Source organism: Lysinibacillus sphaericus (assembly GCF_000600105.1).
Taxonomy (GTDB): domain Bacteria; phylum Bacillota; class Bacilli; order Bacillales_A; family Planococcaceae; genus Lysinibacillus; species Lysinibacillus sphaericus.
On sequence record NZ_CP006837.1, the window covers coordinates 3,662,607 to 3,682,874 of the forward strand.

At 37.3% G+C, this 20,268-nt stretch carries 20 protein-coding genes; 2 read left to right on the forward strand and 18 right to left on the reverse strand.

Annotated elements, in window-relative coordinates:
• Nucleotides 1–39: 39 nt before the first annotated feature.
• Entirely contained in the window at nucleotides 40–792 is a 753-nt protein-coding gene (locus tag T479_RS17810) for a TIGR01457 family HAD-type hydrolase (RefSeq protein WP_025220400.1), read from the reverse strand.
• On the reverse strand, nucleotides 789–1,241 hold the full coding sequence (locus T479_RS17815; protein ID WP_024364836.1) for a DUF86 domain-containing protein: 453 nt from the start codon (nucleotides 1,239–1,241) through the stop codon (nucleotides 789–791). Before T479_RS17815 ends, T479_RS17810 begins: the two co-directional genes overlap by 4 nt.
• A gap of 88 nt (nucleotides 1,242–1,329) precedes the next feature.
• Between T479_RS17815 and T479_RS17820 the strand changes: the two genes are divergently transcribed.
• On the forward strand, nucleotides 1,330–1,596 hold the full coding sequence (locus tag T479_RS17820; protein WP_024364835.1) for a DUF3055 domain-containing protein: 267 nt from the start codon (nucleotides 1,330–1,332) through the stop codon (nucleotides 1,594–1,596).
• A 147-nt stretch (nucleotides 1,597–1,743) separates the two neighbouring features.
• Here the strand turns inward: T479_RS17820 and T479_RS17825 are convergent, their stop codons facing one another.
• The 16 genes from T479_RS17825 to T479_RS17900 all read right to left on the reverse strand — a co-directional run bounded on the left by T479_RS17825 (nucleotide 1,744) and on the right by T479_RS17900 (nucleotide 18,880).
• Entirely contained in the window at nucleotides 1,744–1,929 is a 186-nt protein-coding gene (locus T479_RS17825) for a hypothetical protein (RefSeq protein ID WP_370510647.1), read from the reverse strand.
• A 61-nt stretch (nucleotides 1,930–1,990) separates the two neighbouring features.
• A complete protein-coding gene (locus T479_RS17830; protein ID WP_024364833.1) occupies nucleotides 1,991–2,515 on the reverse strand; it encodes a D-glycero-alpha-D-manno-heptose-1,7-bisphosphate 7-phosphatase in 525 nt (174 codons plus the stop codon).
• A gap of 157 nt (nucleotides 2,516–2,672) precedes the next feature.
• Complete coding sequence (locus T479_RS17835; RefSeq protein WP_024364832.1) at nucleotides 2,673–3,026, reverse strand: YutD family protein; 354 nt, start codon at nucleotides 3,024–3,026, stop codon at nucleotides 2,673–2,675.
• Nucleotides 3,027–3,060: 34 nt separating this feature from the next.
• On the reverse strand, nucleotides 3,061–3,984 hold the full coding sequence (gene lipA, locus T479_RS17840) for a lipoyl synthase (protein WP_024364831.1): 924 nt from the start codon (nucleotides 3,982–3,984) through the stop codon (nucleotides 3,061–3,063).
• A gap of 115 nt (nucleotides 3,985–4,099) precedes the next feature.
• Entirely contained in the window at nucleotides 4,100–4,870 is a 771-nt protein-coding gene (gene yunB, locus T479_RS17845; protein ID WP_025220401.1) for a sporulation protein YunB, read from the reverse strand.
• Between the two features lie 44 nt (nucleotides 4,871–4,914).
• The gene (locus T479_RS17850; RefSeq protein ID WP_024364829.1) at nucleotides 4,915–6,024 is read right to left on the reverse strand and encodes an HD-GYP domain-containing protein; all 1,110 of its coding nucleotides are present in this window, start codon (nucleotides 6,022–6,024) and stop codon (nucleotides 4,915–4,917) included.
• 35 nt (nucleotides 6,025–6,059) lie between these two features.
• Nucleotides 6,060–7,427 (reverse strand): bifunctional metallophosphatase/5'-nucleotidase, encoded by a 1,368-nt coding sequence (locus T479_RS17855; RefSeq protein WP_025220402.1) that lies wholly within the window; start codon nucleotides 7,425–7,427, stop codon nucleotides 6,060–6,062.
• A gap of 16 nt (nucleotides 7,428–7,443) precedes the next feature.
• Nucleotides 7,444–8,265, reverse strand: coding sequence for a sulfite exporter TauE/SafE family protein (locus T479_RS17860; protein WP_025220403.1), 822 nt, complete (start codon nucleotides 8,263–8,265; stop codon nucleotides 7,444–7,446).
• The gene (locus T479_RS17865; RefSeq protein WP_025220404.1) at nucleotides 8,265–9,122 is read right to left on the reverse strand and encodes a DUF72 domain-containing protein; all 858 of its coding nucleotides are present in this window, start codon (nucleotides 9,120–9,122) and stop codon (nucleotides 8,265–8,267) included. Before T479_RS17865 ends, T479_RS17860 begins: the two co-directional genes overlap by 1 nt.
• Before the next feature lie 115 nt (nucleotides 9,123–9,237).
• Nucleotides 9,238–10,635, reverse strand: a complete 1,398-nt coding sequence (sufB, locus tag T479_RS17870; RefSeq protein WP_024362718.1) for a Fe-S cluster assembly protein SufB — start codon at nucleotides 10,633–10,635, stop codon at nucleotides 9,238–9,240.
• Nucleotides 10,636–10,659: 24 nt separating this feature from the next.
• On the reverse strand, nucleotides 10,660–11,088 hold the full coding sequence (gene sufU / locus T479_RS17875) for a Fe-S cluster assembly sulfur transfer protein SufU (RefSeq protein WP_024362717.1): 429 nt from the start codon (nucleotides 11,086–11,088) through the stop codon (nucleotides 10,660–10,662).
• A complete protein-coding gene (locus tag T479_RS17880) occupies nucleotides 11,078–12,307 on the reverse strand; it encodes a cysteine desulfurase (protein WP_024362716.1) in 1,230 nt (409 codons plus the stop codon). Before T479_RS17880 ends, sufU begins: the two co-directional genes overlap by 11 nt.
• Nucleotides 12,307–13,614 (reverse strand): Fe-S cluster assembly protein SufD, encoded by a 1,308-nt coding sequence (sufD, locus tag T479_RS17885; RefSeq protein WP_024362715.1) that lies wholly within the window; start codon nucleotides 13,612–13,614, stop codon nucleotides 12,307–12,309. The genes T479_RS17880 and sufD overlap by 1 nt, the downstream gene beginning before the upstream one ends.
• Before the next feature lie 18 nt (nucleotides 13,615–13,632).
• Complete coding sequence (sufC, locus tag T479_RS17890; RefSeq protein ID WP_024362714.1) at nucleotides 13,633–14,412, reverse strand: Fe-S cluster assembly ATPase SufC; 780 nt, start codon at nucleotides 14,410–14,412, stop codon at nucleotides 13,633–13,635.
• Between the two features lie 792 nt (nucleotides 14,413–15,204).
• The gene (locus T479_RS17895; protein WP_025220405.1) at nucleotides 15,205–15,963 is read right to left on the reverse strand and encodes a response regulator; all 759 of its coding nucleotides are present in this window, start codon (nucleotides 15,961–15,963) and stop codon (nucleotides 15,205–15,207) included.
• A complete protein-coding gene (locus tag T479_RS17900) occupies nucleotides 15,935–18,880 on the reverse strand; it encodes a histidine kinase (RefSeq protein ID WP_024362712.1) in 2,946 nt (981 codons plus the stop codon). Before T479_RS17900 ends, T479_RS17895 begins: the two co-directional genes overlap by 29 nt.
• A 247-nt stretch (nucleotides 18,881–19,127) precedes the next feature.
• On the opposite strand from T479_RS17900, the gene T479_RS17905 reads away from it, so the two are divergent.
• Nucleotides 19,128–20,030 (forward strand): glutamate biosynthesis transcriptional regulator GltC, encoded by a 903-nt coding sequence (locus T479_RS17905; protein WP_025220406.1) that lies wholly within the window; start codon nucleotides 19,128–19,130, stop codon nucleotides 20,028–20,030.
• The last annotated feature ends 238 nt before the right edge of the window (nucleotides 20,031–20,268 follow it).

The following is a 20,268-nucleotide window of genomic DNA, read 5'->3' on the forward strand; positions in this document are numbered from 1 at the left end:
GCATAACATCCTTTGTTAATTTATACCTCGAGCAAAATTTTAAACCAGCGTTTCCACTAAATAAGTAGGTTGCTGTTTTTTTGTTAAAACTTCGCTTGTTGGTGTTACACCTGTATTGACATGAATGGTATCACAGCCAAAATGAATACCACACATAATGTCCGTATCGTAGTTATCACCAATCATAACCATCTCATCTTTTGTAAAACAATGCTCTAACGCAATGATGTCGAGCATTGCAGCAGACGGCTTCCCGATGTAGATTGGTTCAACCCCAGCAACCTCTCCTACTAGGCGCGCAAATGAGCCATTTCCAGGTAAAAATCCATATTCTGTTGGAAATTTAATATCTTGATTAGTTGCAATAAAGGCAGCACCATTTTGTACAGCAATTGTAGCCTTTGCCAGTGCCATATAATCTAATGTGCGATCGATGCCCATAACAAATACATCTGGCTCATTGTCTACAGGTTCAATTCCTTCATTTAACAACGCCAATCGAATCCCATCAGCGCCCATCATTGCTACTCTTTTGTCTGGGAAATTCATAGCTACATACTTTGCTGTTACTAAAGCACTTGAATAAATATGATGAAGTGGTGCTTCTACGCCAACTGCGTGTAAAGCTTCTTGTAACTGCTCTCTCGTTTTAGAGGAATTGTTTGTTACGTAAAACGGCTCAATCCCTTGCTGCTGTAATTGCTGTATAAAAGCAACCGCAGAAGGAATACCTTCCTTTCCGCGGTAGACAGTGCCATCTAAATCAAAGCAATAAGCCTTATAGGTTTTCATTGATGATCCTCAGGTAAAAATGCTGATACGGGACCTAGCTCATTTGTTAAGTAGTTATTCACTGCTGGTGCAAACTGCTTTAAAGCCGGTAAGCTGGCTGTTAAAACCGTCACAACTTCTGCTATATCTACAGATGCGAATTCACGAACGAGCATTTTACGTAAGCCTACAACAGCTTTTAACGATGCTTCCATATCAGTTGATACGACTTTTTCATCGATTAATATATCAATAATATCCTCATAGCTACCTGGATCACGCATGATGAAACCGTCAATCATTAAGTTACCTACATCCATCATTGATTCCATCACATTATGCCCAATACGTTCGAGCGCTAATTTCTTCATATCATTTTGTAGCCAGTTATCCTCTGTCTCCAAAATAGCTAATAGTTTATCTAAGTACTGTAAGTTTGTTGTGATTTTATTTCGATCTACAAAATACACAAGGAAAGCCCCCATTCAAATCATTTAAAGTTGATAGTCTTTTCTCTTCTATAGTACCATATCTATAGGACTGGAAGGAGATTAAAAGATGGAACGTTTTTTCTTATATGATGATGTAGAAGATACAAAAACACGCTTTGTTAGTTTTGCAGGACAAAAACTACGCTACGATTTAGCCATTTTACAATCTAGCCGCTTCTTTGGCAAAGTACTTGTGATGGATATCCAATTTGGCCGTTTTGCGATTATAGGACCAGACGACGTAGAAGAACCTGGCTACCTTGAACACGTATACAACCGTTCTGAAGAAGAGACAGTGGAACTGCGTGAATACTTACGGGAATTACTAAACTAATACTGTTTAAAAGATTTAAATAAAAAAAATTTCGCTAATCCATTTGCTTGGGACTGCAATAGACCCTTTGGCATATAGCGAAATTTTTTTGTCAAAATCCCATCATGTCTATCGAATATTACACTAAATAGAACCCCTGATGTATCATTATTTATTTAAAGTGGAAGGGTTATCTTTATTATGTGGTTTGTTTTTGTTTTCATTATCATTTTGTTTTTTCGCTTGTTTATTTTGCCCAATAACAGCTAAATCATCTACACTAATATCAAAGCCATATCCGTACTCTTCACGGTCTAATTGCTTTTTCTTTTGCTTTTGCTTTTCGTTAGCCAAAATTATCACCTCCACTTTATAAACTTTCCTTTTTTAAATGATTTATACTTAAACAAAAAAACTAATATGCATCCTCAATTATCCAGTCAACAGCACTTATTAAATCTGGGAATACGGCATCCGCAAGTGGATCATATTTACCTAAAAAAACGCCTTTTGTACCAGCTCTTTTTCCTGCAATAATGTCTGTATCTGTATCCCCCACCATATAAGATTTTGATAAATCCACATTGTATTTTTCAGCAAGATCTACAATTAACTTGCTATTTGGTTTCCGACAATCACAACCAGCTTTTGGTTTATGAGGGCAATACACGACTTCATGAATGATAGCACCTTGTGTCTTTAATTCATTTGTCATATGCATGTGTATTTTTTTGAGCTGTCCTTCTTTCATAAATCCTAAGCCTACGCCACCTTGATTGGTTACAACAAAGACAAAATCAAAAAAGTCGTTTAATTTTTTTATCGCCTCTGGCACATGAGGTAGGAAAAAAAGTTGCTGCGGCTTATTCACAAATTTAACTCTTTTCGTCAACACTTCGTTAATAACCCCATCTCGATCTAAAAAGACTGCTCTTTTTATAAAAATCACACCTTTAATAAGAATCAATAAATGCTAAAGCACTAATCTTTTGTACTATTATATCCAAATTACACACACTATACTTGGCTGTTCATTGTTCAACGGCCGTCATCGCATAAAAAAACCTGATGCACATTTGGCATCAGGTTGTTATTAGCTATTCTGCTATCTGTTCATTGTCATTTGGTTTTGTCACTTCGGTAGCTTCATTTATTACAACATCAGGCTGCATAATAGCTTTACCGCGTTTATGCAAAACAAAGTAAGCACAGCCAAAGTTACAATACTCATATAAGTAATCTTGCAGCGTACTGATTTTTGTATCAAAGGTAGATTTCTGATTTTTATCGTCAAAAAAACCTTTTAACCGCAATTGATTATAACCCCAGTCGCCTACAATATAATCATACTTGACTAAAATATCTGAGTACCGCTCCTTAAAGACTTCTTCCTGAAAAGCTTCACGGTAATCTTCAACAACTTCGTATTCATATCCTTCAATAATGATCAAAGTGACACCACCTTTCTAGGTCTACTAAATTACATTACACTTCGGCTTGTAATTGACGCTCTTTTGTTGCGGCATTCACTTGCTCGTCTGCATGGTAACTACTGCGTACAAGTGGGCCTGCTTCACAATGTTTGAAACCTTTTTCCATTGCAATTTTGCGAAGTTTACCGAATTCAATCGGAGAATAATATTTTTTTACAGGTAAATGTTTTTTAGTCGGTTGTAAATATTGACCAATTGTCATAATATCCACGTTATTCGCACGTAAATCATCCATTACTTCTAAAATTTCTTCATGCGTTTCACCTAAACCAATCATTAAAGATGATTTTGTTGGAATGTCTGGTTGCATCTCTTTTGCTAAACGAAGAAATTCTAAAGAACGTTCGTATTTTGCACGCGCACGTACTCTTGGCGTTAAACGACGTACTGTTTCAATATTATGATTTAAAATATCTGGTCTTGCATCCATTAGAAGTTGAAGATTTTCCTTAATACCTCCAAGGTCTGAAGGCAATACTTCTACTGATGTTAAAGGGCTTTTACGACGAATAGCGCGCACAGTTTCCGCTAATACTTCTGCACCGCCATCCTTTAAATCATCACGAGCCACCATTGTAATAACAACATGTTTTAAGTTCATAATTGCTACTGAATCTGCCACACGTTCTGGTTCTGCAAGGTCTAACTCATTTGGTAAACCCGTTTTTACAGCACAGAAACGACATGCACGCGTACAAACTGAACCCAAGATCATCATTGTCGCTGTTCGACGCTCACCCCAGCATTCATGAATATTTGGACAACGTGCTTCTTCGCATACTGTATGAAGATTTTTTTCACGCATTAGCTTTTTAAGACCCTTATATTCATCGTTCGTGTTTAGTTTAATTTTAAGCCAATCAGGTTTTCTTACATGTTCTTCTTTTTCATTGCTAGTAGGTTTACAGGATGTCATACAATTTCGCCCCTATCAAAGTAATCTTTTGTTGAATATGATCTACCATCACTGTTGTCAATGTATCATATTACACGAACTGCAACAACTAACATTTACTCTCAACCTAACATTTCTATTGATATGGCACCGGCACTTCTATAGATGGCTGTACCGCATCTGTGCCATTCGTATAAATGTTTGGTACTGGTCCTCTCGTTAACCCCATTGCTACAGGAATATCCTGTGATACCGTCGTTGACTTACTAGCAAATGGCACAATTATTTGGACATTCACTTCTATATGAATGCCAACTTCGACATACGCACTATTAATACCAAATTCTCTAATATCCGCTGTAACATTACTATGGACATTGCCAATTACATGAAAACGTATGGGTATTTTAGGCCCTAAATTACCGAGTAAAGGAATATCTGCCGCCTGTGCAAGCGGAACGAAAAAGACAATACCATCTCCTTGTTGAATTTTATTCACATCATATTCAACATTATCTAAATCCGGTAAATGGGACAATTCTCCATGCTCAGCTTGTTCTAAATACATTTTCACAAGTTCAAGTGTTTCTGCACGCACTCTATTAATAATTTCTGTATTAAATTTTGTGGTCACTGACGTACCAGATGGTACATCTTCGATTATATCATTAACGTCCAATACGTTAGAAGTACGTGAGTTAATGGCTTTACTAACAACATACGACGCAATTTTATTCGTCTGCACTTCTGCATATTCCAAATATGTGGGTTTAAGACGCTCATTTAATAAATACAGAAATAATGCGATACAAATAATACTTGCGACAATTAATAAGGTTAAACGATTGAGCTGCATTCCTCTTTTATGATTCGTTCGCAATTTCATCCTTTTTCGAGGGAAAAACAAAAAAATCTCCTCCTGTTCTACAACGTATGAACAGAAGGAGCAAATTATACGACTCTCGTTGGTACTACATAATCAGTTTCAATACTATCAATTTTTACAGTTGGATAGTCCACTAAATTAATTTCATATGTCGCTGTAAGTAATTCATTACGCTCTTCAAAAATTCGAATCCATGGCAAAGCAGCATCCAAAGTATTTTGTTTAGAAACAATGCCTCGGCGACCATCTGATAATTTTAAAATCAGCCCATTCGGATAATGGACAACCGATCTTTTTAATGCATTAACAATTCGTGCATCATAAATAGTGCCTGAGCCAGCTTCAACAATGGCAAGCCCTTGTGATGGTAGCATTTTTTCACGATATACACGATTTGTCGTCACTGCATCGAATACATCCGCTACACCAATTATTTTGGCAAATGGATGGATTTCAAAATCAACTAAGCCACGTGGATAACCACTTCCATCAATGCGTTCATGATGTTGAAAAGCGCAATGTGCAACCAGTAAGGAAATAGAATGCAAATTACGTAATAAATCAAACCCGTAACGCGTATGCATTTTCATCATCTCAAATTCCTCATGAGATAAGCGACCTGGTTTTTTTAATATCTCTTTCGGCACCATAAGCTTTCCAACATCATGCAATAAGGCACCAATACCAATTAAACGAAGATCTTCAGCAGAATGACCTAATTCTTTTGCTATTGCAATCGAGTATAAAGTCACATGAAAAGAATGCTGATATAAATATTCATCAAATAAATAAGCATCTGTTAAAACCGTTAAAATTTCATTATTACCCGTAATAGCTGAGAGTAGTTCATCGACAATCGTGACAATCGCTTTCGACTGTTGATCCAGTATATAAGAGGCATTCACCGTACTTAAACCATTCAATGATTGGAAAGAATCTTTAATAGTTGAAATGGCTTTATTCCGGACATCAGGAGGAACTGTCTCCTTGACTTCAATGCCTTCAGAAATTTTGTCATCAATATATAAATAATGCGTATTCAACTGTTGAAGTCTTTCAATAATACGTTCATTAATGACAACGTCTTTCTTTAAAAGTGGATGACCTGCCTCATTCCAAATGGTTCTTCCTAGTACCATTCCTTCTTTTAATACATCGATTGAAATTAATCGCATGACTTCTTCCCCAATCCATTCTTAAAGCATTTTATCTATCGCTTAAAGAAACTTTGCCCATAATCTAACATAATGTTTCGTAAAAAATCAGGTAAAATATATTTTTTCTTTGCATATTTAAAGCTAGGATAAAAATAACCGAACGTAAACAAATCCAGCGTTACTAATTTATAAGTACGTTCATTATCTGCAATCTTTCCATTAATGAGCAATTGACGCTCCTCATTCATTGCAAAGCCATACGTCAGCATCTTACCAAAAACAACGCCCCTAAACCCTAATCCTTTAAGCTCCATATTGGGCCACTCTTCATTTTTCGATTGCTGAAAAATCTCTTTTATTTCAGATACCGACAATTCGATTGTACATAAATTAATTGGATGTGGAAAAATTTTATGTAAATCAAGCGCGGTTACCGTTCCTTTTGGAAGGCCCTCTAAAAAAATCCCTGCATTAAATAACGCACAATCTGCATCGCTTTTTTCTATAATTGCATGCGCAAATAAGTGAGATAATTGTGAGTAATGGAACCATTCTTTATTGTACATTTTTTCTGTTGAAAATACAGGCTTGTCTAATAACCTTTTGCCTTCTTCTTCTAAAGTTAGCAAAAATTCATTTTCATTTTCAACAATTGGCAAGTCCTTATTATGAATTAAAGTATCCTTTTTTTCAACAATTTCTCTCGTTTTTTTATCATATTCTATCACGAGATGTCCAGTATATTGGCCAAATTTTCCTCCGCCAGTAAGCAATACACCATTGATGAACTTCCCATTTGGCAATGTATGATGCGTATGAGACCCAAAGATAACATCAATCTCAGGACATTCCTCTGCGAGCAGTTCATCTTCAGTAATTCCTAAATGTGACAGACAAACAACAATGTCTACTTCTTTACGCAGTTGATGGGTTAATCGAATAAGGGAACTTCGTGCATCGTCTATTTGCCATTGCAATTCCTTATAATAAATTTCGAACATAGCTGTCGCTGCAATAACCGCGATTTTCGTGTCATTTTTTGTAGTTAACACAACGTAAGGCTTTAGCCACATTGGGTTTTGTCCCTTCGAGGCATTAACGTTCGCCACTACGACTTCAAATAGCGCGTCATCATATAGATGAAACAACTCATCATGAGACAGTGTAATGCCTTCATTGTTACCGATTGTCACAACATCATAACCTGCATCGTTTAATAATTGGACATTTCCCTTACCAATAGTCGCATCTGTATAAATATTTGACCTATCTAGATGATCTCCAACATCAACTAAAAAGCTAGTTTCCCCTAGAGCTGCATATTGAGCACGTTGCGCATTGACATAGTTTTGCATGCGTGGCCAATACTTAAAATGACTATGCAAATCATTTGTGTGAAAAATATGAATTTTTTCTAGCATTCCAGCCACCTCTTCTTTACAATAAGCCCTCTATAATGGAACGAATTCCTAATAATAATAAAATAATTCGAAGTGCCAGGACAAGTGTATCTGATTTAATTTTTTTATTGAGTGCTGCTCCTAACTTAGCTCCAATATAAGCCCCAGGAATAACTGGAATCGTATAAAGCCATGGTACATGCCCTAAATAAATATGGCTTGCGGAGTTCACAATGGATGTTAAGAACACCATAAACATGGATGTTGCCACTGCCACATGTGGTGGAAATAAAAATAATATGATCATTGCAGGCACAACCATCGAGCCGCCACCAATACCAAATAATCCTGATGCAAAGCCAACTGCAAAGCAGAACAACAACGCAAACCAAATCGGATAGCCGTAAACATATGTTTGTCCCGATGCATCGATAAACTGGTGTTGTGTACCATTTTTCACAAACCATTGTACAGGTTTCAATTTATCGCGTACAAGTAAAATAATCGATATAACAATTAACAATAACCCAAAATATAAATTAAATGAAGGTAAATCCAATCCTTTATTTACCCATGCACCTACCATTGTTCCTGGAACACTACCTAAAAAAAATATAAAACCACTTTTATAATCCACCGTTTTGGATTTCATGTAGCTTAATGTTGATGCTAGCCCGGTGAAAATCATCATCACAACAGATAGCCCAACCACCTTTTGCGGTGTTATATCTGGAAGCAACCCAAGATTTAACCCAACAAATAAAGTAGCCGGTACTAAAATAATCCCTCCACCTAGCCCAACAAGAGAGCCGATTAGCCCCGATGCTAGTGCAATGATAACTAAAAGAATAAACTCCATTATATTTCTCCTTCAAACATATTTAATTGTTTTGGTGCTAAACCAACATCTCGTATAGCTAATAGCTCCTGAAGCTCCTTTGCATTTTTCGCAGCATGCAACCCTGAGTTATTATTAAATAACACAAATAACTCCTGTACCTTTGGCTGTATAGCTTGAATATGCTGGCTGAGTTGTTGCAATTCTTCTTTATTATAATCATATAGAAATCGAACTTTGCGCCAGTTTTTCATATTGCCAGTATTACGCCAACCATGAATATTACGACCATGAATGCGTACAAGTGCCCTATTTGCCGTTACTTCAGGGTAAAAGGGAACAGAGCCAATACCCGCTTGTGGTTCATCACAAATCGTATGAATAAATTGATGATCCTGCAAGAAATCCATTGTTTGCTGGACAAGCTTGTCTGCATACCACGTGCGATTACGAAATTCAATTGCCACATCGAACTCTTTTAATTGTTGCCTAATATACAATAAATATTGGACATTTTTTGACTGACAATCAAACCATGGTGGAAACTGTGCGAGTACCATCGCTAATTTTCCATGCCGTTTAAATTCATTGGCACACTCAATAAACGCGTTAAACATATCATTTTTGGATTCGAAGGGGATTTCCCCACGTAAATGACCGGTCATTCCCTGATAAGCCTTTATAACAAAACGGAATGAATGTGGTGTTAGTTCACACCATTTCCGTACATTATCAACTGATGGAATAGCATAAAATGATGTGTCTACTTCTACTGTTAAAAAATGACCTGCATAATCAAATAATTTGTCCTTTGAGGCAGTCACACCACTGTATAACGAAGGATGATCGCCCCAGCCTGTTAACCCAATTCGAATCATAAGACTCCCTCCCTATGTACCTAATGATAGCATACACTTTCCAGTGCAAATACTTACAAAAATAAAAAGCGACTAAAGCTAAAATAGCTCTAGTCGCATGTACATCAACAAAAAATCAGCCGATTGAACCTTCCATCTCGAACTTGATAAGACGGTTCATTTCTACTGCGTATTCCATTGGTAATTCTTTCGTAAATGGTTCGATAAAGCCCATTACGATCATTTCTGTTGCTTCTTCTTCAGAAATACCACGAGACATTAAGTAGAATAGTTGCTCTTCTGACACTTTTGAAACTTTCGCTTCATGTTCTAAAGAAACATTATCATTTAAGATTTCGTTGTATGGAATCGTATCCGAAGTAGATTGATTATCCATGATTAACGTGTCACATTCAATGTTAGCACGTGCACCACTTGCTTTAGGACCGAAACGAACTTGACCCATATATGTTACTTTACCACCTTGTTTGGCAATCGATTTAGAAACGATTGTAGAAGATGTATTCGGTGCCATATGAATCATTTTTGCCCCAGCATGTTGGTGTTGTCCTTTACCAGCTAATGCAATTGATAATGTCATACCACGAGCGCCTTCACCTTTTAGGATACAAGCTGGGTATTTCATCGTTAATTTTGAACCAATATTACCGTCAATCCATTCCATCGTACCGTTTTCTTCAACAACTGTACGTTTAGTTACTAAGTTGTAAACATTATTTGCCCAGTTTTGAATCGTTGTATAACGGCAGTAAGCATTTTTTTCGACGATAATCTCTACAACTGCAGAGTGTAAAGAGTTTGTAGTATAAACTGGAGCAGTACATCCTTCAACATAATGCACGTGTGCGCCTTCATCAACGATAATTAACGTACGCTCAAATTGCCCCATGTTTTCAGAGTTAATACGGAAGTATGCTTGTAAAGGCGTTTCCACTTTTACACCTGGTGGCACGTAGATAAATGAACCACCTGACCAAACAGCTGAATTTAATGCAGCAAATTTGTTATCAGTGTATGGGATTACTTTGCCCCAATATTTTTTGAAAATCTCTTCGTTTTCACGTAAAGCTGAATCAGTATCTTTAAACACAATACCAAGGTCTTCAAGATCTTGTTTCATGTTGTGGTATACTACCTCAGATTCGTACTGAGCTGATACACCAGCAAGATATTTTTGCTCTGCTTCAGGAATACCTAATTTATCAAACGTTGCTTTAATTTCTTCAGGTACTTCATCCCAAGATTTTTGCGTAGCTTCAGATGGTTTTACGTAGTACGTAATCTCATCGAAATCTAAATCGCCAAGGTCGCCACCCCATTGTGGCATCGGTTTTGTATAGAAAGTTTCAAGCGCTTTTAAGCGGTATTCAAGCATCCACTCTGGCTCTTGCTTCATATTTGAAATTTCACGGACGATTTCTTCAGTCAAACCACGTTTTGAACGGAAAATTGATACGTCCTTGTCATGGAATCCGTATTTGTAATCGCCAATATCCGGCATTTTTTTAGCCATTATTTCTCCTCCGTTCACGAATTATTATTCTTTTACGCCTTTTTCCATTGCTTTCCAAGCCAATGTCGCACATTTTATGCGTGCAGGGAATTGTGAAACACCTTGCAGTGCTTCGACATCCTCTAGGTCGTATTTATCGCTATATTCTTCACCCATCATCATTTTTGAGAAAATATCAGCAAGTTCTAATGCTTCTGCTACTTTTTTCCCTTTAATGATTTGAGTCATCATCGATGCAGAAGACATCGAAATTGAACAGCCTTCACCGTCAAATTTCGCATCTTCTACAACACCATCATTCACTTTAAGTGTTAAGTGAATACGGTCACCACAAGTCGGATTGTTCATATCAATTGTGACAGCATCTGTTTCTAAAGATCCTTTGTTACGAGGATTTTTATAATGATCCATGATTACTGAACGGTATAGTTGATCTAAATTATTAAAAGACATCGCCAAAATACTCCTTCGCTGAACGCAACCCAGCAACTAAGCGGTCAATATCTTCCTCCGTATTGTACAGATAAAAGCTTGCTCGCGCTGTCGCTACTTGTTGGAGACATTTCATTAGTGGCTGCGCACAATGATGTCCGGCACGAACAGCGATGCCATTCATGTCAAGAACAGTTGCAACATCATGCGGATGTACATCATCTAAGTTAAATGTAACAAGTCCACAACGCTTCATAGGATCGCGTGGGCCAAAAATTTTAAGTCCGTCAATTGTTTCAAGCTGATCCATCGCATAGCCTACAAGCGCATGTTCATGCTTTGCGATATTGTCTAACCCTACTTCAGTTAAGAAATCGATAGCAGCTCCTAAACCAATTGCTCCTGCAATAATAGGTGTACCACCTTCAAATTTCCACGGCAATTCTTTCCACGTTGAATCATGTAATCCAACAAAGTCGATCATTTCGCCACCAAATTCAATTGGCTCCATCTTTTCAAGGTGCTCTTTTTTACCATATAGTACACCTATTCCAGTCGGTCCGCACATTTTATGTCCTGAAAATCCTAAGAAATCGACATCTAGGTCTTGCACATCCATTTTCATATGCGGTGCTGCTTGTGCACCATCCGCTACCATAACTGCACCATTGGCATGTGCAATTTTAGCAATTTCTTTAATCGGATTAATCGTACCGAGAACATTTGATGCCATGGATACAGACACGATTTTTGTTTTCGGCGTAATTGTTGCTCGAACCTTTTCAAGGTCAAGCGTTCCATCTGCCTCAAGGTCAATGTACTTTAATGTTGCATTTTTTTCTTTTGCAAGCTGTTGCCAAGGTATAATATTAGAATGGTGTTCCATATGTGTGATGACAATTTCATCACCTTGCTCAACATTTGCACGACCATAACTAGAAGCTACTGTATTTAACGCAGTTGTTGTACCGCGAGTGAAAATAATTTCTTCTGTCGTTTTCGCATTAATGAAATTGCGAACCTTTTCACGAGCACCCTCGTATTTGTCAGTCGCACGATTCCCCAATGTATGCACACCTCGGTGAACATTTGAGTTATCAAATTCATAGTAATGCTTAATTGCTTCAATTACTTGAATAGGCTTTTGAGATGTTGCTGCACTATCAAGATAAACAAGCGGGTGACCATTTACTTGTTGATTTAATATTGGGAAATAGCTTTTAATGTCTTTATTGATCATTAGCGAACTTTCCTTTCAATAACCTCCGTCAGTTGCTTTTGAACGCCCTCAATTGGTAATTGCGTAACAACTGGCGCAAGGAATCCATGGATAACAAGGCGCTCTGCTTCTGCTTTCGAGATACCACGACTCATTAAGTAATAAAGTTGTAGTGGATCTACTCGTCCTACAGATGCTGCGTGTCCTGCTGTTACATCATCTTCGTCAATTAAAAGAATTGGGTTCGCATCGCCACGTGCTTTTTCAGAAAGCATTAGCACACGTGATTCTTGCTGTGCATCCGCTTTTGTAGCACCGTGTTCAATGTAACCAATACCATTAAAGATTGACTGTGCTGCATCTTTCATCACACCGTGTTTCAAGATGTGACCATTTGAGTTTTTACCCCAGTGACGAACTTCTGTAGTAAAGTTTAGCTTTTGCTCTCCGCGACCAACTACAACTGTTTTTGTATCTGCATGAGAACCATCACCGATAAGGTGTGTAATGTTTTCAGAGATTGTATCTGAATCATTCATTAAACCTAGTGCCCAGTCTACTTTTGCATCACGCGCTAAACGAGCACGACGATTTACATAAGTAGTATAACCTTTAGCCAGTACATCAACCGCACCGTAAATTACTTGCGCGTTATCTTGTACAATGACTTCGGAAATAATATTTGCCTGACCTTTCGCTTCTTCAACTGTAGAAATATATGTTTCTACGTATGTGACAGCTGCATTGGCTTCAGCAACAACTAATACATGGTTATATAGAGAAGCTTCGGCATTATCATTTAAAAATACTACTTGTAACGGTTGCTCAATAACGACATTTTTCGGTACGTAAACAAATACGCCACCATTTACAAGTGCTGCATGAAGTGCAGTTAATTTATGTTCATCGACTTTTACTGCTTCAGTCATGAAATACTTTTGTACAAGCTCACCATGTTCACGTACAGCTGTTAACATATCTGTAAAAATAACGCCTTTGTCAGCAAGCTCCTGTGACGTTTTAATAAACGCTGGTGTGTTGTTACGTTGAATATATAAGTTTTCTTGAGACTCAAGATTAATTAACCCTCTTGCCTCTTCTGGTAATTCATCTAATGAAGTTAATTCTTCACTGACAACTGTGTGAGTTGGGAAATTCATAAAATCCCATTTTGTAATATTTGTTCTATCTGGTTTTGGCATATCTAAACCAGCTGCTTTGTCTAGTGCTGCCGTACGAAGCTCTGCAAACCAAGTTGGCTCACCATTCGCTTCTGAGAACGAGCGCACGTCCTGTACTGTTACAGGCAAGTTAAGTTCCACTGTCATGCTAGTTCGTCCTCCTTCTTATGCTTCTTGTTCTTCTGTTTCTTCTTCGATTCCTAGTTCTTTTTTAATCCAATCGTAACCTTCTGCTTCTAAACGTTGTGCTAATTCTTCGCCGCCTGATTTTACAACACGACCTTGCATCATTACGTGTACGTGATCTGGTGTGATGTAGTTTAGTAGACGTTGATAGTGCGTAATCATTAAGCATCCGAAGCCTTCGCCACGCATTGCATTGATACCTTTTGACACAACTTTAAGTGCATCAATATCAAGACCAGAGTCAATTTCATCTAAAATAGCAAAAGTTGGTTTAATCATCATTAATTGAAGAATCTCGTTACGTTTTTTCTCACCGCCAGAGAAACCTTCATTTAAATAACGTTGCGCCATGTCTTCATGCATTTCAAGGAATTCCATATTTTTATCTAATTCACGAATAAATTTCATTAGTGAAATTTCGTCGCCTTCTTCACGACGTGCATTAATAGCTGAACGTAAGAAATCAGCGTTCGTCACACCAGCGATTTCTGATGGGTATTGCATCGCAAGGAATAAACCTGCTTGTGCACGCTCATCAACTTCCATTTCAAGTACGTTTTCACCATCAAGTTCAACTGTACCAGAAGTAACTTCGTATTTAGGGTGTCCCATAATTGCAGAAGCTAGTGTTGATTTACCAGTTCCGTTTGGTCCCATAATTGCATGGATTTCATTTGTATTAATTGTAAGGTTTACGCCTTTTAAAATCTCTTTCCCGTCGATTTCAACGTGAAGATCTTTAATTACTAAAGTTGACATGAAAATACCTCCATAATGTGTTCTATGAATGGGCAACCATTCCTTAATTATTATCATTCTAATCTTAACTGAAAATCGTTCTCTATGCAAACCATTTTGACCACTTTCACTTTTCAATGATGAAATCGTGAAATATAAAGACTTTGTAAGCATTTTCAGATTATTGGAAATCGAAACTGACAATGAGAATCAACAAAGTTTATTTTCAATGAAATATCTCTAATTGAGAATAGATTTCATCTAGCTACATAGTGGAAACCTCGCATAGAGCATTAATTGTAACGGTTTTGTGACAAATACGCACAAACAACCCTATCTATACTATATCCTATTTCATTCGAATGGAATCACTTCAAGAAATAAAATTATAGAGTACTAGCATAATAAACACGTCAAGCAGATTTACACTTTTTTACTGTATGATGAAAATTTAATTTGCTTTCAGCAGAAGTCTCCATAAAACTTTGTATGTAAATATAAAAAACAAGAATAAACCTGTTCGTAACTTTTAGCTAGGTTCAATGAATGGAAAACCTAGTGATTCCTTCCTTTGCAATTATTTTACCAATGTAAAGAGCATACGAGTTGTGGCAAAGGACATGGCTATAGTAGGAACAACTTAGAAATGAAGATGCAACAAAGCGTGGCATATAACGGGGTGCATTCTTAGTGCATGCGCATAGCCGTTGTAACGGACATTAGCAACATAGCAAAAAAGCGTTAGATTGCTAGCAGGTCAATCTAACGCTTTTGTCTTAAGCTCTCTTCTTTACTATTTTTTAAAAATATAATTCAGCTTATTTTATAAGCCCATAAATAGCCCTTTGATTCAAGAAGGAATGAATCAGGCTCATTAGACATTTGCACCACAACGGCATTATTTGTTTTTAACTCATAGCCATCATTGATACGTTCAATTTGAATTGGCACTTCTAATTCATTAAATAGCTGGCGCAAGCGATAAATCGTATTATAAAGGTTCGCTAGTGCCTTTCGCTCATCAAGATTTGGCCAAATATCATCTAAAATACGATATTTAGAAACGACTACTCCTTCATTCAGCAGCAAATAGTAAAACAGTTCTTCTGTTACCTTTGTGCGCCATTTAATCGCTTGACCGTTCATACGAGTTCCTGCTTCACCTCGAAGGCGAACTTCAAGCTTAGCAATATTGTGTTGTTTCTGACGACCATAATATTTTGCAAGTCGTTCATCTAATTGCAGTACCGTATTCGGTGTCATCGGTTTTAAGACATAATCAAGCGCCTGTACGCGGAAAGCATCTACTGCATACTTCGTATAAGCTGTCGAAAAAATGATTGGTACATCAATTCCTTCCTCTACTAGCTTTAACGCAAGCTCTAAGCCATTTATTTTAGGCATTTCGATATCCAACAGAATCGCATCTGCCTGAATTGTTGAAAGCTCTTTAGCTGCTTCTATGGGCGAAGTATAAGATGCAATAACCTTAAAAAGACCACTCTTCTCCAGTAAACGCTTATGCAAGTTTAGAATAGGTTCTTCATCTTCTACCATAATAATTTTCCACATTGGCATGCTCCTTTAAAGGTTGTTTTAAAATCATTGTAGTTCCTTCATCCAATTTAGATTGAATCATGAGCGAAGCTTTTGGTAACTCTTTAACACGGCGTAATACGTTCGTAAAACCAATTCCATTAGAACTGATATTTTTCCCCATTGTTAAAGCGGCTACTTGTTCTGCCGTCATCCCAACGCCATCGTCGATAATTTGAACTACAAGGAAATTTTCTTCTTTTTCTATTTTCACAATTACACAGCCATTTCCTTCTTTTTCAAAAATTCCATGACGAATCGCATTTTCGACAAGAGGCTGTATAAGCAGGCTAGGCACCTCAACTTTTGCTGTATCAATTGATTCATCAATTTCAATTACAACGCTTAATCTACTACCAAAACGAGCTTGTTCAACTTCAACATAAGCCTGAATGATTTCTAGTTCTTTTTCAAGCGTTGCTCGATGTCCTTCTTTTCCTGAATCAAAAATATATCGTAAATACGTAGACAACATGGTTAATAAATGGCCTGCACGTTCTCCATCTGTATAACAGAAGGAAATAATACTACTAAGTGCATTATATAAAAAGTGTGGCTTAATCTGCGCTTGTAAAAAGTTCATTTCATGCTCAATAGCATTCGTCATCGCTTCTTTCGTTAAAGAAATAGCAGAGAGTCGTGCCAATAATGATTCCTTGGATGCAGGCTTTCGAATGTAATCGTTAGCGCCTGATTCAAGTACAAGTGAAATATTCGTAGGATATTCATTAGCTACTAGCATGATAATCGGTAAATCAATATAGCTATATTGAGTTCTTATTTGTTTGGTTAACACTAAGCCATCCATCACCGGCATCACTTCGTCGATTAATAAATAATCCGGTTTTTTATGCTGAATAGTGTAAAGCGCTTCTTCAGCACTATGCGCTAAAGATATTGCGTAATGATTCTGAAGCAAACTTCGCAATACTTCTGCATGTATAACATCATCCTCCACAATCAATAAATTTGGTAAATTATCATTTAGTGTTGGAAGGGGTAACGGCAGAACATAATCGGTTTTATTGTGTTGTTTTTTCTCATATCCCCCAAAAGGCAATGTGATTAAAAACCTTATGCCATTATGTAAAATATCTACCGAATAGCTGCCACCCATTTGTTCAATTATTGCTTTTCCGATTGATTGGCCCGTTTCGTCTGCAGCGATTTGCTTGATAACGTCAGGTCCAGTTCCTTCAACGACTATTCTTACATCTGCATCAAGATGCATAATCGTTAGAACGACTTCTCCATTGACCGCGTGAGCAATGGCTGTTTCCACCACACGATAAACTATTTGACTAATTCTTTGCTCATCTGCTTGTATTAGCAATTGACTATCTGCATGCGTATAAAATCGGATATTTGCTTTTTCCATCGTACGTTCATGCATTTTAACGACATGCTGAAAAATCATTTGCACATTTACCGGATGAACTTCAATGTGAAAATCTTGGAAACGAATTCTTGTAAAATCCTTTAAGTCATTTACTAAATAAAGTAAACGTTCAAGTTGTTGCTCAAGTAATTGATGCTCTATTAAAGTTCGATGTGCTGATAATGATTTTGTGACGTTCAGTGCATGATAAAGAGGTTGTTCGAGTTCTTTTGTTGTAACTTCTAAAAAAGAATCTTTACCTATTGTAGCCTTTTCCAATCTTTCGCTAAAAACTTCCGCTTCCGTCGTTCGATTAATAAGACGCATTGCGAGAAAGACGTTCATACCTAGAATAAAAAATAGTAATCCACCGCGATTAAGAACATTTTTGCCAGAGAAAAAAAGCTGATCGACTGTGCCACTTATCGAAAAGATAAGTAGTGAAAACATCGAGGCACTTAAAATCATTAGTTCATTTCTAGGTATTTTCGTACTTTTAGTGATAAGTAAGTGGACCAATCTCCCAATTATTATTAAAGCCAAAACATTTATGTATCCAAAGAAGAAATATTGTAAAAATGATAATGACCTTGCAGGAAAGAGTAGCGTTCCTACTCCGTATAAGATTAGCGGCATCGCCAACGTAATAGCTGTTCGACGCTTCACTAGCGTTTCAACAGTATAGACAAAGAAAAAGAATAACGTAACGGCATTGATATACGTAATAAAATCTTGTAATCGAAAGTACCATTCGAAGGAGATGGCAGGGTACTCCCGAATAAGCGTCCGTTCACCCCTTGTAGATACTAATAATGCCAATGTGAAAAAGTACAGAGCACTGTAGAAAAAAGCTCGATCTTTCGTCCTTAATAAGTACAAGCTAAAATGAAAAATCGAAAAAATAAATAAGATAATGATTGTCGTTTTCTCTAAATTAACATCCTTTACAACATCGTGAGCAATCGTTTCTGCATCACCAAGATCAATTGGAAAAATGACGCCATGCCGTGCATTATAGAAATCTGCTACTTGCAATGTAATGGTCAGTGATTTTGTTTTAGGCTTAAAATAGATTTCATACACTGGATTACTCGGTACTGCCCCTTCCTTTTGCGTTCCAAGCGTTCCGTAAGAAGCAAACTCTTCTCCGTTGATAAAGAGGCGATGTGCAGACCAAATATTTCTTACACGGATGCCTAGTTTATCGAAATGGGCAGGCAATGTAACTTGAAGCTGATAAGTACCATATTGGACGTTTTCTTTCCAAGGCCCCGGCACAATTTCCACCTTTGCATTTTGCAGAATATCGGTTGGCTTTACATATTCATTTCCAACAAACTTCCATTCACCTGACAAGGCAACTACTTTTTCATTTTTAGAAATACCCGTAAGATCTAATATGCCATCTTTTGCTTGCAGATCTGTATTGCTCGTATCTTGATCGTTAAATGTTAAACCGGCTAACATTGTAATGGCCAGTAGAATTAGTATCCAGCTAATCCCTTTCTTTATCATAAATTTCCACCTCATATACATCTTACAAGACCCAACTCTCAAATTACTAACAGAATAAGTGTAATTTCCTTTTTTTAATATAATCATTAAAAGATTGTGTTAAATCTTTCAATTTCAATTGTCTTTTCTGTAATTTATCATATTTTTATTTCGCACTACGCTATTTTTTCAGACTATTTATATATTAAATATTATATAATTAAAGTATAATCAATCGGATTTTTCGATTAATAGAGGTGAATATCCAGTGGAGTTACGTCAATTACGTTATTTTGTGGAGGTTGCAGAACGGGAACATATTTCAGAAGCTGCTGAACATCTTCATGTTGCTCAGTCAGCAATAAGTCGTCAAATTGCTAATTTAGAGGACGAATTAGGCACACCACTTTTTGAACGCGTCGGTCGAAATGTAAAATTAACACCGATCGGAAAAACTTTTCTCGAACATACGATTACTGCTTTAAAAGCCATAGACTTTGCAGCGAAGCAGGTAGAGGAATATTTAGACCCTGCAAAAGGTACTATTAAGATAGGCTTTCCTACAAGCCTAGCAAGCTATGTGCTACCGACTGTTATTTCAGCCTTTAAGCGCGAATACCCAGATTTGCAATTCCAATTGCGTCAGGGCTCCTATCGATTTTTAATTGATGCTGTTAAAAACCGTGAGTTAAATTTAGCATTTTTAGGACCGCTTCCCCCAAAGGACGAGGCAATCCAATCAACTATACTATTTACAGAAAACATTGCAGCCTTATTGCCAGCAAACCATCCATTAGCTAAACGAGAAAGCATTCAACTGGCAGACTTACGTAATGACCTTTTCGTTCTATTTCCAGACGGCTATATATTGCATAAAGTTGCAATGGACGCTTGTCGTGCTGCTGGCTTTTTACCGAATGTAATCTCGGAAGGTGAAGACTTAGATGCCTTAAAAGGTCTAGTTGCAGCTGGAATTGGCGTTAGCTTACTTCCTGAAAGCTCCCTATATGATTCAGCTGCCCGCTTCACGATTAAGGTACCCATTGAATCACCTACAATACCAAGAACTGTTGGCATTATTTCACCGATAAATCGTGAAATCGCTCCATCTGAAAAAATATTTTTAGAGTTCGTAACTAATTTCTATTCTCGACTTTCACAGTTTCAATGACCCAAACAATTGAGATGCGTCCGACGACGGTGCGACAACAACATTCACAGTAAAAAAAGTGGCTGAGACAAAAGAGAAAAAGTGTTAGATTGACTGCCATCAATCTAACACTTTTTTGCTTTGCCGTTGTTGTCCGCTACGACGGTGCTTTCCGCTCAGCACAGTAAGCCGCAACCCTCTGCTTGCGCGCGTATGCCCGCGTCTTACATTATGTGCTGTTCTGAGCTGGAGTCACCGC

Coding starts and splice junctions, on each gene's coding strand:
- T479_RS17810 (WP_025220400.1), bottom strand. CDS start 792: ATGAAAACCTATAAGGCTTATTGCTTTGATTTAGATGGCACTGTCTAC.
- T479_RS17820 (WP_024364835.1), top strand. CDS start 1,330: ATGGAACGTTTTTTCTTATATGATGATGTAGAAGATACAAAAACACGC.
- lipA (WP_024364831.1), bottom strand. CDS start 3,984: ATGACATCCTGTAAACCTACTAGCAATGAAAAAGAAGAACATGTAAGA.
- T479_RS17850 (WP_024364829.1), bottom strand. CDS start 6,024: ATGCGATTAATTTCAATCGATGTATTAAAAGAAGGAATGGTACTAGGA.
- T479_RS17855 (WP_025220402.1), bottom strand. CDS start 7,427: ATGCTAGAAAAAATTCATATTTTTCACACAAATGATTTGCATAGTCAT.
- T479_RS17860 (WP_025220403.1), bottom strand. CDS start 8,265: ATGGAGTTTATTCTTTTAGTTATCATTGCACTAGCATCGGGGCTAATC.
- T479_RS17865 (WP_025220404.1), bottom strand. CDS start 9,122: ATGATTCGAATTGGGTTAACAGGCTGGGGCGATCATCCTTCGTTATAC.
- sufB (WP_024362718.1), bottom strand. CDS start 10,635: ATGGCTAAAAAAATGCCGGATATTGGCGATTACAAATACGGATTCCAT.
- sufU (WP_024362717.1), bottom strand. CDS start 11,088: ATGTCTTTTAATAATTTAGATCAACTATACCGTTCAGTAATCATGGAT.
- T479_RS17880 (WP_024362716.1), bottom strand. CDS start 12,307: ATGATCAATAAAGACATTAAAAGCTATTTCCCAATATTAAATCAACAA.
- sufD (WP_024362715.1), bottom strand. CDS start 13,614: ATGACAGTGGAACTTAACTTGCCTGTAACAGTACAGGACGTGCGCTCG.
- sufC (WP_024362714.1), bottom strand. CDS start 14,412: ATGTCAACTTTAGTAATTAAAGATCTTCACGTTGAAATCGACGGGAAA.
- T479_RS17895 (WP_025220405.1), bottom strand. CDS start 15,963: ATGTGGAAAATTATTATGGTAGAAGATGAAGAACCTATTCTAAACTTG.
- T479_RS17900 (WP_024362712.1), bottom strand. CDS start 18,880: ATGATAAAGAAAGGGATTAGCTGGATACTAATTCTACTGGCCATTACA.